We start from the raw sequence: 17,635 nt of genomic DNA, 5'->3' as shown, positions 1-17,635 counted from the left end.
AGACACGCGATGACCGTCGAGACCGCATCACCCAGCGTCTTCGACGCCGGCCTCCCGAGGCTGCACTACGACATCGCCGACACCGTGCACGAAGTCGCGCCGCGCATCCACGAGGTGCGCAAGCGGTCGCCGATGGCCATCGGGCCGCTGGGACCCGAGGTGCTCGGTTACGAACTCGCCCGCGGGATACTTCGCGACCCCCGGTTCGTTTTCCCGCCCGGCATGCACATGACCGCGCGCGGAATAACGTCCGGCCCGCTCTATGACCGGGTCCTCGGCACCATCCTGGGCATGGAAGGCGAGGAACATCGACGGCTGCGCGGTCTGGTGTCCAAGGCATTCACGCCGCGGGCATCCGCGCGCATGGAAGGCACCATCGACACGGTGATCAACGAGCTGATCGACCAGGTCGCCGACGCCGGCCGATGCGAATTCGTCACCGACATCGCCCGTCCGTACCCGATTCCGATCATCTGCGCGCTGTTGGGCGCGCCTCCGGAAGACTGGGAACAGTTTTCCCTATGGGCCGAGGACATTTTCAAAATCGTCAGGTTCGACTCCGACCTGGCGAATGAGCAGCACATAGTGATGCGAGCGTGGGACCAGTTCGACGCCTACATCGACGACATGATCGCCGAACGGCGCAGCCGGTTGACCGATGACTTGATCTCCGAACTGATCCGCGCCCAGGACGACGGCGACCGGCTGAGCAACGCGGAGATGCGCATGCTGGCGTTCAGCATCCTCAGCGCCGGCACCGACACCACTCGCAATCAACTGGCCGCGTGCATGCACGCGCTGTGTGATCATCCCGATGAGCTGGCGATGTTGCGCGACGATTCCGGCCTCGCGATGCGAGCCGTCGAGGAATGCATGCGCCATTCGCCGGCGGTCTGCACCACCCTGCGCACCGTCCTGGACGACGTCACGTTCGCGGGCTACAGGTTTCCGACGGGCACCTTCATTTCGGTGAATACCTTTGCCGCCAATTGTGATCCAGAGGTCTATCCACACCCGGACCGGTTCGACATCACCCGCGAAGACCCGCCGCCCATTTTGACGTTCGGCGGCGGCGCCCACTATTGCCTTGGCGCCAACCTCGCCCGAACGGAACTCGCTGGAGCTCTCAAGGTCATCGCCCGGCGCATGACCAACCCGCGCCGCGTGGCCATTGCACGGTGGAAACCGATGCTGGGACTGAGCGGGCCGGTAGAGCTCGAGATGGAGTTCGACTAGCTCGGCGCGTCGTCCACGGCGAGCTCCAGGACGTGAATCTCGCCCGTCGCGCCATCGACCTCGACGAGGGCGCCCGACGGCAGTGCCCTGGTGGCGCCCTGAACGTCGACGACGCAGGGGAAGCCGAATTCGCGGGCCACCACCGCGGCGTGCGACATCGGGCCGCCGAGTTCGGTTACGACGGCGGCGGCGTAGCAGAACGCCGCGGTATAGCCGACGTCGGTGACCTCTGCGACAAGGATTTCGCCGGGTTGCAGGTCGTCGATCGTCTCGGGCCGCACGATCCGCACCCGGCCGCGCACCCGTCCCCCGCACACACCGACACCACGCATGGTGTCCCCGCTGGTCAGCGCGTGCGATGAGCTCGCGGTGGGCTGCCAGCTCCCGCTGAAGACCGTTGGCGGCGCCACCGCGACCAGTCGGCGTTGTTCGGCCCGGCGTCGTGCCACCAGCGCGCCCACATCCGCCGGGAGGGCGTCGAGTTCGTCGACGAGCAGATAGAACACGTCATCGGCGGTGTCGAAGATCCCGGCCTCGACCGACCTACGCCCATATTCGCGAAGCAGCCCTCGTAGCACCCAGTTAGCCCGCACCACCTTGTCGCGACGGACTTCTCGGTCGCGCAGTTGTTGCGTGGTCAGAGCCGCAATAGGCCTGGCGTGCAGTGGAATCCGGGGCCGCTCGGGCGCCGGCGCGGACCGGGCGCTCATCGCTCGGGTCACCATCCGGACCAATAGCTCGGGATCGTCAGCGTAGCTGATTGACCGCATCTCGAGCTCGGCCGGACCGCGGTGTCCGATCAACGCCAGCTCGGCCAGCAGCGCCGCGTGGAATTCCGGTGTCTCGACGGCGAGCTTGTCCAGCCGGTCCCCCGGCTCGGCCAGCAGGGCCGTCACTTTCGGATCACGCTGTGCGGCAATCACCAACCGCTGCATCGCCTCGACCGAACGCGCGCTGACCAATTCCGGCCCGCCGGGCGCGGCGATGTCTCGCCCGCACAACCCGCGCAGCAGCACATTGAACGCGGCGCACAACAGGAACGAGCCCGCGGCCAGCACCCAGCCGTGCACCACCTGGTCACGTGCCAACGAGATCAGGCTCAGCAGCCGACGTTCGTCGAGCCGAGTGAGGTCGCCGTCGGACAGGCGTTCCAGGCGATCGACATCGGCAACGAACTCGCGGGTGTCCAAAGATGCGCCGGCACTGAGACCGATCAGGTTGACCCCGAAGACCCCGATGTTGCGGACGGTCCGCAGTTGCTTGCGGATTCGGCTGGTGTCGGAGTGCGGACGTTCCCCACCGAAGATCGGCAGTGCGGCCATACTCGGACCGAAGAACCCGCTGTTGCTCACCACCGTCGCCGGCTTGACGAAAGGCACGGTCTCAGCCATGAAATGCGCGGTCGTGATGGCGCCGTACAGCCGGTGGGCGAACACCGCGACCATGCGCATGGCGATTTCGCGCTGGATCATCCCCCCAGGCCGCAAACGCTCGGCGACGCACACGGCGCTGGCCCGCAGCCCGCGAACCGTCGCCGACGCCGATGCCGGCGAAAACGGTCCGGGCAGCGCCTCCGACAAGTTCGTGGCCAGAAACGTGGGAAAGCGCGGATCAATCGGCGTGTCGAATTCCCCGTTATCCCCTTCTGCACCGGCCCAATTGGGCTTCACGCCGTCGTCGCTGGGCGCGTCGACCGACGGTAGTTCCTGGATGTTGGCCAGTCGCCAGGGTAGCGATACCACCCGCTTGCCCACCGTGACCCGGCCGCGCACCGCCAGCGCGAAATCATGGGCACATTCGCCGGCTTCCCACGCGGGCTGGAACCCCCACTGTTCGCGCAACCGGGCCGTGTCCATGACCGCGGCACTTCGCACCAGCCGCAACTCGGCCGGCTCAAAGCCCAGCCGCATCACCGGTCGGCGCAGCGCGGCGGCGATCTGCCGGAAGGTCAGTTCGCCGGGAGCGGCGAGATTGACCGGCCCGCTGGCGATTTCGGCCTCCACGATGGCCCGGTTGAACAGCCGAAGCGCGTCGTCGAGGTGGACGACCTGCAGGTGGCGATCACCCGACCGGTCAGGGAAGGCCGGTAATGCCAGCAGGCGGCGCACCCAGTTGTCGACGCTTCGGCCCAGGATCAGGGCGGAGCGGATCGCGACCCATTCCGCGCCCGATTCCGCGAGCATCTGTTCCACTCGGGTTTTGAACCGGCCTTCGGCATTGACCGGAGTCGTGTCCTCGTGCTCGGTCTTCGGCGCGTCTGTCCCGCCGTACACATGGGCCGACGACGCGAAAACGATTCGTCTGGAACCGGTCTCGGCCATCGCGTCGAGCACGTTGCGGGTGCCGCCGATGTTGACCTGCTCGTCGTACCGGGACCCCGTCGCCCACGCGCAGTGCGCGACGACGTCCGCACCGGCCAGGGCGCGCCGGACAGCATCCGCGTCGCGGATGTCGGCCGAGACGAAATCCGCTGCACTCGGCCAGCTGTCGGGCCGATGGCGGGCGATCCCCGCGACATCGTGGCCCTGGCTGAGCAGCCGCGTGGCGAGGCCGCGACCGAGCACGCCGCTGGCCCCGGTGACCGCGATTCTCACGTCATGCCTACTCGTCGTCGTCGCGCAATGCCGCGTTGACCAGAGCGTCGAGGTCCATATCCGCGATGTCCTTTTCAGTGGTCACCGCGGAGGCCTGCGCGGCGCCCTCGGCCTCGCTTGCCAACGCCAGCAACAACTCCAGCACGCCGGCCTGGCGCAGCCGCTTGACCGGAATCGACCCGACGACCCGCTGAATCTCGGCTTCGCCCGGTGCGGCCGCCACCGCGGGCTGGTCCGACGAGCCGACCAATTCTCGATACATGTAGCCGGCCAGCGCGGCGGAGTTCGGGTAGTCGAAGATGAGCGTCGGTGAAAGCGCCAGTCCGGTTGCGGCTTTGAGTCGGTTGCGCATCTCGACGGCCGTCAGCGAGTCGAAACCCAGTTCCTGGAACGCCCGGTCCGGGTGGATTGCCTCCGGGCTGGCGCTGCCCAGCACGGTGGCGATGTTGGCGCGCACCAAGTCCAGCAGGATGGCCTGTTGTTCGTCCTCAGGCAAACCTTCGAGGCGTTGCAGCAGAGCGGATTTCGACTTGGCGGCGGCCAGCGAGTCGTCGACCTGGCGCCTCGTCGGCGCGTTGATCAGGTCGACGAACATCGGCGGCAGCGTGCCCCCGTCGAACTTGACCCGCAGCGCCGCGAGGTCGATGTGGGCGGGCAGCATGAATGGCTCGTCCACGATCAGCGCGGTGTCCATCAGGTCCAGCGCCTGGTCCGAGGACATGGCGACGATCCCGTCCCGGCCGAACCGGGCGCGGTCGGCGGCGCCCAACCCCCCGGTCATGGCGCTGGCCTGATCCCACAGACCCCAACCCAGCGAGATCGCCGGCAGCCCGTGCGCCCGCCGGTGCGCGGCCAACCCGTCCAGGAACGAGTTGCCGGCCGCGTAGTTGGCCTGACCCGACGCACCCGCGAGCCCGGCGATCGACGAGAACATCACGAACGCCGACACATCCAGGTCGCGGGTCAATTCGTGCAGGTTCCACGCCGCGTCCACCTTGGAGCGCAGCACGGATTCGATCCGGTCGGGCGTCAGCGACGTCACCACGGCGTCTTGCAGGACCCCGGCGGCATGGATCACCCCGGTCAGCGGGTGCTGCATCGGGATTTCGGCAATCACCTTGGCCAGGGCCTCGCGATCGGCGGCATCGCAGGCCACCGCCTCCACGTGCGCACCGGCCGCGCTGAGTTCGGCGACCAGCTCCGCGGCTCCCGGCGCATCCAGGCCGCGGCGGCTGACCAGCACCAGATTCCGTGCACCGTGGCGGGTTACGACGTGACGCGCGACCGCCGAACCGGCCATGCCGGTGGCGCCGGTGATCAACACGGTGCCGGCCGTCCAGGCGTCGGGCATGGTCATCACGACCTTGCCGACGTGGCGGGCCTGGCTCAGATAGCGCAGCGCGGCGGGCGCGCGCCGCACATCGAACCTGGTGACCGGCAACGGCCGCAGCACGTCTTCGCCGAACATGGCGGCCAGTTCGTCGAGCATCTGCGCGATCCGATCCGGTCCGGCTTCGAACAGATCGAAGGCGCGGTAGCGCACGCCCGAGTGGTCCCCGGCCACGGTCTCGGGGTCGCGGATGTCGGTCTTGCCCATCTCCAGGAAGACCCCGCCGGGGGCCATCAGGCGTAGGGAAGCGTCGACGAAATCGCCGGAGAGCGAGTCGAGGACGATATCCATCCCGCGCCCACCGGTGACCGCCTGGAACTTGTCCTCGAACTCGAGGCTACGCGAGTCGGCGATGTGATCATCGTCAAAGCCCATGTCCCGCAGCGTGTCCCACTTGCCGCGGCTGGCGGTCGCGAACACTTCCAGACCGATGTGACGGGCCAGCTGGACCGCGGCCATCCCGACCCCACCGGCCGCGGCGTGCACCAGCACCCGCTGACCGGGCTTGGCGCCGGCCAGGTCCATCAGAGCATAGTTCGCCGTGGCGAACACCACCGACGCCGTCGCGGCAGCGGTGTGCGACCATCCGGCGGGCACCTTGACGAGCAGGCGCTGGTCAGTCTTGGCGATGGTTCCGGTGCCGTCCGGGAAAAGCCCCATCACGCGGTCGCCGACCGCGAAACGCCGGTCTGTCGAAGCGGTTTCGATCACCACGCCGGAGGCCTCGATGCCCATGATCGCCTCCGGGTCGGGATAGAGCCCCAACGCGATCATGACGTCACGGAAGTTGGCCGCGATGGCCCACAGCGCAACCCGCACCTGACCGGGCCTCAACGGCGCGTCGGCGTCGGGAATGCGCTCTATCCGCAGATTCTCGATGGTGCCGTAGCTGCTCATGCCGAGTCGCCACGGTCCGTCGTCGGGGGGCAGCAACAGATTGCCGACAGCGCGACTGCCGAGCACCCGCGCGGTGTAGACCGTCCCCTTGCGCAGTATCGCCTGCGGCTCGCTGAGCGCCAGAACCGCTGCGATCGCCTCGGAATCCAGGGACGCGTCCGTGTCGACGAGCACGATTCGGCCGGGATGCTCGGTCTGCGCCGAGCGCACCAGCCCCCACACCGCCGCGCCGGCCAGATCGGTGACGTCCTCCCCCGGCAGCGTCATCGCGCCCCGGGTCGCTACCACCAGGGTCCCGGCGCCGTCGCGGGACAACCACGTCTGCAGCACGGGCAGCACCGCTCGCGTCGCCGCGTACACCTCGGTGATCACATCGCCGGACACCGGCTGCGATTCGAACAGCACCGCGGACCGCTCGGCCTCGGCGTCGTCCAATTCCGGTGCACCCCAAGCGGACAGCGATACCGGCTGCACCGCCGCCGACGGCTGCGCTGACCAGATGACCTCGAAGAGCCGGTCCGGTCCCGAATTCGACACCGCGGCCAGCAGTTGTTTGTCGGTGACCGGGCGGGCAACCATCGACGCCACCGAGAGCACCGGCAGCCCCAGTCCGTCGGCCAACTCGATCGACACGGTGGAGGGGCTGACCGGCACGATCCGTGCGCGCACCGCGCCCGCCCCCGCGGCGTGCAACGACACCTGCTGCCACGAGAACGGGACCAGCATCGAGCCTTCGGGCAGTTCGTCGCTGTCGGCGGCCAACATGACCGCGTGCAACGCCGCGTCGAGCATCGCCGGGTGGACGCCGAACCCGGCCGGCGAAACGCCGGCATCGGTGGGCAGCGACACTTCGGCGAAGACCTCGTCGCCGCGACGCCACATCGACGTCAGGCCGCGGAACGCCGGCCCGTACCCGTAACCACGCTCGGCCAGTTGCTCGTACCCGTCGCCGACATCCACCGGGACCGCACCCACCGGCGGCCACGCCGACAGGTCCGCGCTCGGCTGCACCGAGCCCGCCCGCAGCACGCCTTCGGCGTGCAGCGACCAGCCCGAGCCCGCTTCGGTCCGCGAAAACACCGACACCGCACGGGCGCCCGAATCATCCGGGCCGCCGACAACGACCTGAACGGCAACCGACCCACCGGCCGGCAACACCAGCGGCGCCGCCAGATTCAGCTCATCGACCACTCCGCAGCCCACCTCGTCGCCGGCGCGGATCGCCAACTCGACAAATCCCGCGCCCGGGAACAGCACCACTCCGCCGACGGCGTGATCGGCCAACCAGCCCTGGGTGCCGGACGACAGCCGGCCGGTGAGCACCACCCCGCCCGAGCCCGGCAATTCCACCACCGCGCCCAACAACGCGTGCTCACTGGCGGCCAGGCCCAGGCCCGCGGCATCGGCCGGGGCGCCGTCGGCGGCAAGCCAAAAGCGCCGCCTGTCAAAGGCATACGTGGGCAGCTCGACGAAATGGGCGTCGCCCAGGGCACCGCGCCAGTCCACATCCATCCCCGCGACGTACCCCTGCGCGACGGCGTTGACCAGGGCGACCGGCTCGGGGCGGTCCTTGCGCAGGGCGGACATGGTGGTCACCGACGCTGCCGTCGGATCGGAAGCCAGGGTCTCTTCGATGGATGCCGTCAGGCCGCTGCCGGGCCCGACTTCGAGGAAGCGGTTTGCCCCGGCCGAGTGCACGAAACGCACGCTGTCGGCGAATCGCACCGCCTCGCGCACGTGTCGCTTCCAGTACGCGACCGACGCGAAGTCGTCGCCGGCCAGCCGTCCGGTCACGTTGGACACGATCGGAATGGTGGGCCTGCAGACGGTCAGTCCGGCTGCGACGGTGCCGAATTCGTCGGTCATCGGGTCCATCAACGGCGAGTGGAAGGCGCGCGACACGGAGAGCCGATGCACGCGGTGGCCGTCGTCGCGGAGTCGGTCCGCGAGCGCGATCACCGCGTCTTCGGCGCCCGAGATCACCACCGAGGTGGGTCCGTTGACCGCGGCGATGCCAGCGGTCGCTTGTTCGGAGGACACCAGCAGCGCCCGCACCTCGTCCTCGGTGGCCTGCACCGCGACCATCGCGCCGCCCTCCGGCAGCGCCTGCATGAATCGGCCCCGCGCCGCCACCAGCACCGCGGCGTTCTGCAGGGACAACACGCCGGCGACGTGCGCGGCCGCCAGCTCCCCGATCGAGTGGCCCATCACGAAGTCGGGCCGCACACCCCAGGATTCGAGCAGCCGGAATAACGCGACTTCCACCGCGAACAGCGCGGGCTGCGCGAACTCGGTGCTGTTCAACAGGCTTTCATCGTGCCCCCACATCACCTCGCGCAGCGGGCGAAGCAGATGCTGATCCAGTTCGGCCACGACCGTGTTGAACGCCTCGGCGAAGACCGGATAGCCGGCGTGCAATCCCATTCCCATGCCCAATATCTGGGAGCCCTGGCCCGGGAACACGAAGACCGTCTTGCCGGCGGTCGCCGTGCCACGAACGATCGAGCCGGCCAGGTCGTCGCCGACGAGCTCGTCGAGCCCCGCCAGCAGCCGGTCGCGGTCGCTGCCGACGACGACGGCTCGTTGTTCGAAGGCCGACCGGCCCGCCAGCGACCATCCCACATCGGCGATGTTCAGGTCCGGGTGGGCGCGCAGGTGGGTCGCCAGCCGTGCGGCCTGAGAGTTCAACGCCGACAGCGATTTCGCCGAGACCGGCCACGGCACCACCGGTGCCTTCGGGCCGTCCACGATGCGCGGCGACTCGGCCGGCACCGCCTCGACGATGACGTGCGCGTTGGTGCCGCTGATGCCGAAGGACGACACACCCGCCCGGCGCGGACGGCTGCCGGGCCACGCCCGCGCCTCGGTCAGCAACGACACCGAACCGGTCGACCAGTCGACGTGCGGGCTGGGCTCGTCGACGTGCAATGTCGCGGGCAACATCTCGTGGCGCATCGCCAGGACCATCTTGATGACACCGGCCACCCCGGCGGCGGCCTGCGTGTGACCCATGTTCGACTTGATCGAACCCAGCCACAGCGGCTCGTCGCGGTCCTGCCCATAGGTGGCCAGCAACGCCTGCGCCTCGATCGGGTCACCCAATGTGGTTCCGGTGCCGTGTCCTTCGACGACGTCCACCTCCGCCGGCGTCAATCCGGCGCTGGCCAACGCGGCACGTACCACCCGCTGCTGCGAGGGACCATTGGGCGCGGTCAGCCCGTTGGAGGCGCCGTCCTGATTGATGGCCGAGCCGCGCACCATCGCCAGCACCGGATGCCCCAGGCGCTGGGCGTCGGACAGGCGCTCCACCACGAGCATGCCGCCGCCCTCGGAGAATCCGGTGCCGTCGGCCGCGCCGGCGTAAGCCTTGCATCGGCCGTCCTCGGACAACCCGCGCATGCGGCTGAACTCGACGAAGATGTCGGGCGTGGCGTTGACGGTGACGCCGCCGGCCAGGGCCAGGTCACACTCGCCAGCGCGCAGCGACTGCGCGGCCATGTGCAACGCCACCAACGACGACGAGCACGCCGTGTCCACCGACACCGCCGGGCCTTCCAGGCCCAGCACATAGGACACCCGGCCCGACGCCACACTCGACGACTGGCCGGTCAGCCGGAAGCCCTCCGCGGTCGGTGCCGCGCCCATGCCGTAGCCCTGCGTGTACACCCCGGCGAACATTCCGGTGGCGCTGCCGCGCAGCTGGCCGGGCTCAATTCCCGCCCGCTCCAACGCTTCCCAGGACAGCTCGAGGAACATGCGCTGCTGCGGATCCATGGACAGCGCCTCGCTGGGCGCGATGCCGAAGAAGGCCGGGTCGAAGTCCGCGACCCCGTCCACGAAGCCGCCGGTGCGGGTGTAGCAGGTGCCCGGAACATCGGGGTCCGGGTTGTACACGCCGGCCAGGTCCCAGCCACGATCGGTCGGGAATTCGGAGAGCACGTCGCGGCGCTCGGTCAGCATGTCCCACAGGTCCTCGGGGGAATCCACCCCACCCGGATAGCGGCACGCCATGCCGACGATGACGATCGGATCGTCGTCGGTGGCGCGAGCCACCGGGGCATGCTTGACCTCTTGCGGAACTCCGGCGAGTTGGGTGCGGATGTAGCCGGCCAGGCCGTTGGGCGTCGGGTAGTCGAAGATCAGGGTGGGCGAAAGCGCCAGTCCGGTAGCGGTTTTGAGCCGGTTGCGCATTTCGACCGCGGTCAGCGAGTCGAAGCCCAACTCCTGGAACGCCTTGTCGGGGTCGATCGCCTCGGCGGTGGTGTTGCCGAGCACCGTGGCGATGTGTGAACGCACCAGATCCAGCAGCACGGCGTGCTGCTCGGCTTCGGACAGACCGTCCAGGCGATGCGCCAGCGCCGATTTCGATTTCGCGGCGGCCAGCGAGTCGTCGACCCGGCGGCGCGTCGGGGCGTTGACCAGATCGGTGAACATCGGCGGCACCGCAACCGCGTGGGCCCGCAGCGCGCCGAGATCGATACGGGCCGGCGCCAGGAACGGCTCGTCGACGATCAATGCGGTGTCGAAGAGTTCCATGGCCTCGTCCGAGGACAGGGCCAAGATCCCGTCGCGACCCAACCGGGCGAGATCGGCGGCGTCCAGTCCGCCGGTCATGGCGCTGGCCTGCTCCCACAGACCCCAGGCCAGCGAGATCGCAGGCAGCCCGTGTGCCCGGCGGTGCGCGGCCAACCCGTCCAGGAACGAGTTCGCCGCCCCGTAGTTGCCCTGGCCCGACGAGCCGACCAGCCCGGCCATCGACGAAAACATCACGAAGGCAGACAGATTCAGGTCGCGGGTCAACTCGTGCAGATTCCAGGCAGCGTCGACCTTGGCCCGCAACACCGCGTCGAGACGGTCGGGGGTCAGCGACGTGACCATAGCGTCGTCCAGCACGCCGGTTGCGTGAATCACGCCCGACAGCGGCCGCTGCGCCGAAATGTCGTTGATAACGTGCGCCAGTGCCGCCCGGTCGGCCGCGTCGCACGCGACCACCCGCGCCCGGGCACCGGCGGATTGCAGCTCCGCGATCAACTCGGTGGCCGCGGGTGCGTCCGGACCGCGCCGGCTCAGCAGCACCAGGTCCTCGACGCCGTGGTGTGCCACCAGGTGGCGGGCCAACGTCGAGCCCGCCATGCCGGTTCCGCCGGTGATGAGTACCGTGCCTGCCGACAGCCCGGACGGGAGCGTCATGACGACCTTGCCGATGTGGCGGGCCTGACTCAAGTACCGCAGCGCCGTACGGGCGCGTCGCACGTCAAACGTCGTGACCGGCAACGGCTCCAGCACGCCGGCGTCGAACATCCCGGCGAGCTGGTGCATCCACTGATGCATCCGGGGACGGCCGGGCTCGAACAGGTCGAAGGCGCGGTAGCGGACACCCGGGTACTCCTGGGCGACCACTCCCGGGTCGCGGATGTCGGTCTTGCCCATCTCCAGGAACACCCCGCCGGGAGCGACGAGCCGCAGCGAGGCGTCGACGAATTCGCCGGCCAGCGAGTCCAGCACCACATCCATGCCGCGGCCGCCGGTGACCGCCCGGAACTTCTCCTCGAACTCCAGGCTGCGCGAATCCGAGATGTGATCGTCGTCAAAGCCCATGGCCCGCAACGTGTCCCACTTGCCGCGACTGGCGGTCGCGAACACCTCCAGGCCCAGGTGCCTGCCCAGCTGCACCGCGGCCATCCCGACACCGCCGGCCGCGGCGTGCACCAGCACCCGCTGCCCGGGCTTGACGTCGGCGAGGTGGATGAACGCCATGTAGGCGGTGGTGAACACCGCCGAGATGCCGGCGGCTTCGGCGTAGGACCAGTGAGTCGGCTTGTGCTGCAGCAGGCGCACGTCGCCGGGCACCAGCGTGCCGCTGCCGTCGGGGAAGAAGCCGTACACCGAATCCCCGACCGCGAACTCGGTGACTTCCGGCCCGACTTCGACCACCACCCCGGCGCCTTCGCCACCGAGCAGGGCCTCGTGGGTGAACATGCCCAGCGTGATCATGACGTCGCGGAAGTTGGTGGCGATGGCGCGCAGGGCCACCCGAACCTGGCCGGGTTCCAGCGCGGCGCCGGCGTTGGGAACCGGTTCCAATTGCAGGTTTTCGAACGTGCCCGCGCTGCTGATTCCCAGCCGCCAGGGCCCGTCCGACGGGGGCACCATGATCCCGTCGACCGCGCGGCTGCCGCGCACCCGCGCGACGTAGGCCGTGCCGTCGCGCAGCAACACCGCGGGCTCGCCGACTGCCAGGACGGTCGCTATCGCGTTATCGTCAAGCGCCGCATCTGAATCCACCAGCACGATCCGGCCGGGATGCTCGGTCTGCGCCGACCGCACCAGCCCCCATACCGTCGCACCGGCCAGATCGGGGACGTCCTCCCCCGCCAGTCCCATCGCGCCCCGGGTCGCGACGATCAGCACCCCGGCGTCGTGCTCGGTCAGCCACGACTGCACGGCCGCCAGCGCCCGATGCGTGCGCTCATACGATCCGGAGACCGGATCTTCGCCGGCCGCAACGGATTCGAACACCTCGTGTGCGGGCGCCTCGGTGCCGGCGGCCGTCGTCGCGGCCGGCGACCACGCCAGCTCGAACAGCCGGTCCGGGCCCGACGCCGACACCGCCGCGCGCAGTTGCCGCTCGCTCACCGGGCGCGCGACCATCGCGCGCACCGACAGCACCGGCAATCCGAGTCCGTCGGCGAGCTCGATCGAGACCGCCCTCGAGGTCGCGGACGTGGCCTCCGACGCCGCTGCCGGCGCGATGCGTGCACGCACCGCGGACGCGCCCGCGGCGTGCAACGATACGCCCTGCCACGAGAACGGCAGCACCACTTCGTCGGTCTGGCCGATGATGTCGTGGCTGACGACCAGCGCGTGCATCGCCGCATCAAGCAGCGCCGGGTGGACACCGAAACCGTTGACACCCCCGGCCGCGTCGGGCAGCCGCACCTCGGCGAACACCTCATCGTCGCGCACCCACGTCGCGGTCAGGCCGCGGAATGCCGGGCCGTAGCCGTAGCCGAGCGCCGCCAACTGCTCGTAGCCGTCCGCCGCGTCTACCTTGACCGCGCCCGCCGGCGGCCACGCCGACAGATCCGCGCCCGGCTCGACCGAGCCGGTGCTCAGCGTTCCTTCGGCGTGGCACACCCAGCCGGCGCCGCGGTCGGGGCGCGAGAAGATCGACACCCCGCGCTGGCCGGATTCATCCGCGGGGCCGACCACCACCTGCACGGCGACCGATGCCGACCCGGAATCCTTGGCCGGCAACATCAACGGCGCCTGCAGCGTCAGCTCGTCGACCGTCGAGCAACCGACCTCGTCGCCGGCGCGAATCGCCAGCTCCACGAAGCCGGACCCGGGGAACACGACCGTGCCGGACACGGCGTGGTCGGTCAGCCAGCCCTGCGAACTCGGCGACAGGCGGCCCGTCAGCACCACCCCGCCCGAAGACGGCAGCTCGATGACCGCGCCCAGCAGCGGGTGCTCGCTGGTGCCCAGGCCCAGGCCCGAGGCGTCGGCCGCGACGCCTTCCCCGGACAGCCAAAATCGGCGCCGGTCAAAGGCATACGTCGGCAGCTCGACGAAGCCGGCCCCGTCCAGCGCACCGCGCCAGCACACGCTCACGCCCGCGACGAACGCGGTGGCGGCCGACGTCAGGAACCTGTCGAGACCGCCATCGTCGCGGCCCAGAGTCGGGATGACTATGGCCTCGCTGTCGCCGCCGTGGTCGTTGGCGGTGTCCTCGATGCCCGCGACCAGCGCCGGGTGCGGACTGGATTCGATGAACGTCCGGTATCCGTGCTCGCAGGCGCTGCGCACCGCCTGGTCGAACTGCACGGTCTGCCGGATGTTGCGATACCAGTAGTCGGCGTCCAATCCTGCCGTATCCAAACGGTTTCCGGTCACCGTGGAGAAGAACGCGATGCGCGAGGAGCGCGGCTCGATGCCGGCCAGAACCTCGGAGAGGTCGGCGCGGATCGCCTCGACCTCAACCGAGTGCGAGGCATAGTCCACGTCGATCCGCCGGGTCCGCAGCTCGAGGTCGGCGCAGAAGCCGACGAGCTCGTCGAGCGCGGCCCCCTCACCGGACACCACGACGGCCGACCGGCCGTTGACGGCGGCGATGCTGGCTCGACTCCCGTAGGGCGCCAACAACTCCCGGGCCCGTTCGGTGCTGCACGCGATGGACAGCATCCCGCCGGGGCCCGCCAGAGCCGTCAGCAGCTTGCTGCGCAGCGTGACCACCCGGGCCGCGTCCTGCAGCGACAGTGCCCCGGCGACGTACGCGGCGGCGATCTCACCCTGCGAATGCCCGATCACCGCGTCCGGATTCACCCCGACCGACTTCCACAGTTCGGCCAGCGACACCATCACCGCGAAGAGCACCGGCTGCACGACGTCGACGCGGTCCAGTCCCGGAGCATCGGGGACGCCGCGCAGCACACCTGTCAGCGACCAGTCGACGAATTCTGCGAAGGCCTCTTCGCATTCCCGGATCTGTTGGGCGAATACCGGTGCGGTGTCCAGCAATTCAATCGCCATGCCCAGCCATTGGGAACCCTGCCCGGGAAAGACGAACACGGTCTTGCCCGCCGGCGCCGCGGTGCCCCGAATCACCGAGCCGGTGGGGTCGTCGTTGGCCAACTCGTCGAGGCCAGCCAGCAGCCGGTCGCGGTCGCCGCCGACAACGACCGCGCGGTGCTCGAATGTCGCGCGGCCCGCCAAAGACCAGCCGATGTCGGCGACATCCAGATCATTGTGCGCGCGAACGTATTCGGCCAACCGCGCCGCTTGCGCCGCCAACGCCGACGGCGATTTCGCCGACACCGCCCACGGAACCACCGGCCGCACCGGTCCGGCCTCTCGCGCCGGCGCCGCCGGCACAGCCTCGACGATGACGTGCGCGTTCGTGCCGCTGATGCCGAACGACGACACACCCGCACGGCGCGGCCGCTCGGCGTTCCAGGGTTGCGCCTCGGTCAGCAGCGACACCGAGCCCGCCGACCAGTCCACGTGCGGGCTCGGCGCGTCCACGTGCAGCGTCGCGGGCAGCGTCTCGTGACGCATCGCCTGCACCATCTTGATGACGCCGGCTACCCCGGCGGCGGCCTGGGTGTGGCCCATGTTCGACTTGATGGAACCCAGCCACAGTGGCTCGCTGCGGTCCTGCCCATAGGTGGCCAGCAGCGCCTGCGCCTCGATCGGGTCACCCAATGTGGTTCCGGTGCCGTGGCCCTCGACGACGTCGACGTCGGCCGCGGACAACCCGGCATTGGCCAGCGCCGCACGCACTACCCGCTGCTGCGAGGGACCATTGGGCGCGGTCAGCCCGTTGGAGGCGCCATCCTGATTGACCGCCGAGCCGCGGACCACGGCCAGCACCGGGTGCCCCAGCCGCTGCGCATCCGACAGGCGTTCCACGACCAGGAGGGCTCCGCCTTCGGACCAGCCGACGCCGTCGGCCGCGCCCGCGTAGGCCTTGCATCGTCCGTCCGGCGCCAACCCGCGGTGGCGGCTGAACTCCACGAAGACCGTCGGCGTCGCGTTCACGGTGGCGCCGCCGGCCAGGGCCAGGTCACACTCCCCCGAGCGCAGCGATTGCACGGCCATGTGCAAGGCCACCAGCGACGACGAGCACGCCGTGTCCACGGAAACCGCGGGGCCCTCCAGGCCCAGCACGTAGGACACCCGCCCCGAGGCGACGCTGGATGTCATGCCGGTCAGCCGGTAACCCTCGATCTCCTCGGCGAGCATGCCGTAGCCCTGAACGATCAGCCCGGCGAACACGCCGGTGGCGCTGCCGCGCAAGCCGCTGGGGTCAATTCCGGCCCGTTCCAACGCTTCCCACGACAGTTCGAGCAGCATTCGATGCTGAGGGTCCATCGCGAGCGCCTCGCTCGGCGCGATGCCGAAGAAGGCCGGATCGAAGTCCGCAACGCCGTCGACGAAACCGCCGGTGTTCACGTAGCACTTGTGCCGCGCGTCGGGGTCGGGGTCGTAGAGGCCGGCGACGTCCCAACCTCGGTCGGCGGGAAACTCCGAGATGACGTCGCGGCCGTCGGCGACCATTCGCCACAGCGCCTCCGGGCTGTCGACGCCACCCGGGAAGCGGCACGACATACCGACGATCGCGATCGGCTCGTTGGACCGCTCCAGCAGCGCCCGGTTGGTGCGCTTCAGGCGCTCAACCTGGACCAGCGCTTTACGCAGCGCTTCGGTCGCATGCTGGAGTTGATCAACCATTACAAACCTCACCTAACGACGTTCGGCCGTCTTTCACCGCTGGATGCGGTTTTCGCCGACTGACGGACTTTGCTGTACGAGGCGATGCCGTTTCCCGTTCGACCAGCGTCGTGCCGCTCTCCGACCCAAGAATATTGCTGGTGAGTATGGCCAACTCCGCCTGGATTTCAAAACCTCCGCTGCTCCCGGCTGCTACGGGAGGACCGGCGTGGACCGCTGCGCCGCGCCGCGCAAAGAAGTTGTGAGGCCGGGTGCCCGGTGTGCTCGCTGGCCAGCGGTGCGCTGTAGACATGGCCCGACGTCCATGGCGCGACTGTACCCGGCTGACCATAGCTGGTGGTCAGGAGCATGTCGTGGAGGGTCGGGTGCGGCGCCGGGTCCGGGCCGGTGCGGGCGGGCGGTCACACACCCGCTCGGCGCCAGCCGTCGGCGGCCCTGGCGGCTTGGATCAGCGCGTCGCATAACTGACGAAGCTCGGCGGCCCCGGCGCCTTCGTCGACCGCCGTGGCGACGTCCTCGGCCGCGCATCGCACCTGGTAGACGCGATCCGACAGGTCGGCGGCCTCCTCGGCCGACAGGACTACCGCGTCCTCAGGCACGGCTGCCGCGCCGTTCCGGTTCAGCGAGGCCCGTTGTTCGTACGCGCGCTGCCGGCACGACTGCCGGCAGTACTGGCGGCGACGTCCCATTCCCGCATCGGTAACGTCTCGGCCGCACCAGCGACAGGGCTGCGGGTGGGTACGGCGGCTCACGCCTGCCGACTTTAGTCGGGATTTCTCGGCGCTCCCGGTATCATTGAGGGTCGCGTCGCGTATGCCGGTCCCGCCCGGGAACTGCGCAGATCGCCGCAGCGTTTGCTAACTGGACAGATTGCGCTGAACTGCAGTAAGGGAGCCGGAGAGCTCCGAGAAGAAGACCTGAAGGAGTAGCAGCCATGGCTGATCGCGTACTGAGAGGCAGTCGCCTCGGGGCCGTGAGCTACGAGACTGACCGCAACCACGACCTGGCGCCGCGTCAGCTCGCGAAGTACCGGACCGACAACGGCGAGGAGTTCGAGGTTCCCTTCGCCGACGACGCCGAGATCCCCGGCACCTGGCTGTGCCGCAACGGCCTGGAAGGCACCCTGATCGAGGGCGACCTGCCCGAGCCGAAGAAGGTGAAGCCGCCGCGGACGCACTGGGACATGCTGCTGGAGCGTCGCTCGGTCGAGGAGCTCGAAGAGCTGCTCAAGGAGCGCCTCGAGATCATCAAGACCCGCCGCCGGGGCTGACCGCGGCTCGAGCCC

At 69.5% G+C, this 17,635-nt stretch carries 5 protein-coding genes; 2 read left to right on the top strand and 3 right to left on the bottom strand.

The genetic code is table 11. The annotated features are described in order from the left end of the window. The first annotated feature begins 9 nt into the window (after positions 1-9). Positions 10-1,236: a cytochrome P450 gene (locus MTY59_RS20040; RefSeq protein WP_221042695.1), complete on the top strand. Its 1,227-nt coding sequence runs from the start codon at positions 10-12 to the stop codon at positions 1,234-1,236. On the opposite strand, the gene MTY59_RS20035 is transcribed toward MTY59_RS20040, so the two are convergent. The 3 genes from MTY59_RS20035 to MTY59_RS20025 all read right to left on the bottom strand — a co-directional run bounded on the left by MTY59_RS20035 (position 1,233) and on the right by MTY59_RS20025 (position 17,102). Next, positions 1,233-3,830 carry a sugar epimerase family protein gene (locus MTY59_RS20035; RefSeq protein ID WP_221042694.1) on the bottom strand — a complete coding sequence of 866 codons (2,598 nt, stop codon included), beginning with the start codon at positions 3,828-3,830 and terminating at the stop codon, positions 1,233-1,235. The genes MTY59_RS20040 and MTY59_RS20035 overlap by 4 nt on opposite strands. A 7-nt stretch (positions 3,831-3,837) precedes the next feature. Beyond that, positions 3,838-16,350 carry a type I polyketide synthase gene (locus tag MTY59_RS20030; RefSeq protein ID WP_221042693.1) on the bottom strand — a complete coding sequence of 4,171 codons (12,513 nt, stop codon included), beginning with the start codon at positions 16,348-16,350 and terminating at the stop codon, positions 3,838-3,840. A 401-nt stretch (positions 16,351-16,751) separates the two neighbouring features. Beyond that, the gene (locus MTY59_RS20025; RefSeq protein ID WP_221042692.1) at positions 16,752-17,102 is read right to left on the bottom strand and encodes a hypothetical protein; all 351 of its coding nucleotides are present in this window, start codon (positions 17,100-17,102) and stop codon (positions 16,752-16,754) included. Between the two features lie 182 nt (positions 17,103-17,284). On the opposite strand from MTY59_RS20025, the gene MTY59_RS20020 reads away from it, so the two are divergent. Further along, positions 17,285-17,620 (top strand): RNA polymerase-binding protein RbpA, encoded by a 336-nt coding sequence (locus tag MTY59_RS20020; RefSeq protein WP_221042691.1) that lies wholly within the window; start codon positions 17,285-17,287, stop codon positions 17,618-17,620. Positions 17,621-17,635 lie beyond the last annotated feature (15 nt).

This window comes from Mycobacterium senriense, from assembly GCF_019668465.1.
GTDB classification, from domain to species: domain Bacteria; phylum Actinomycetota; class Actinomycetes; order Mycobacteriales; family Mycobacteriaceae; genus Mycobacterium; species Mycobacterium senriense.
The sequence above is the reverse complement of the archived record's forward strand: the minus strand, read 5'-3'. Positions and strand labels throughout refer to the sequence as shown.

Bases quoted from the DNA above. Each gene is read 5' to 3' on its own strand.
- MTY59_RS20040 (WP_221042695.1), top strand. From the start codon at position 10: ATGACCGTCGAGACCGCATCACCCAGCGTCTTCGACGCCGGCCTCCCG.
- MTY59_RS20030 (WP_221042693.1), bottom strand. From the start codon at position 16,350: ATGGTTGATCAACTCCAGCATGCGACCGAAGCGCTGCGTAAAGCGCTG.
- MTY59_RS20020 (WP_221042691.1), top strand. From the start codon at position 17,285: ATGGCTGATCGCGTACTGAGAGGCAGTCGCCTCGGGGCCGTGAGCTAC.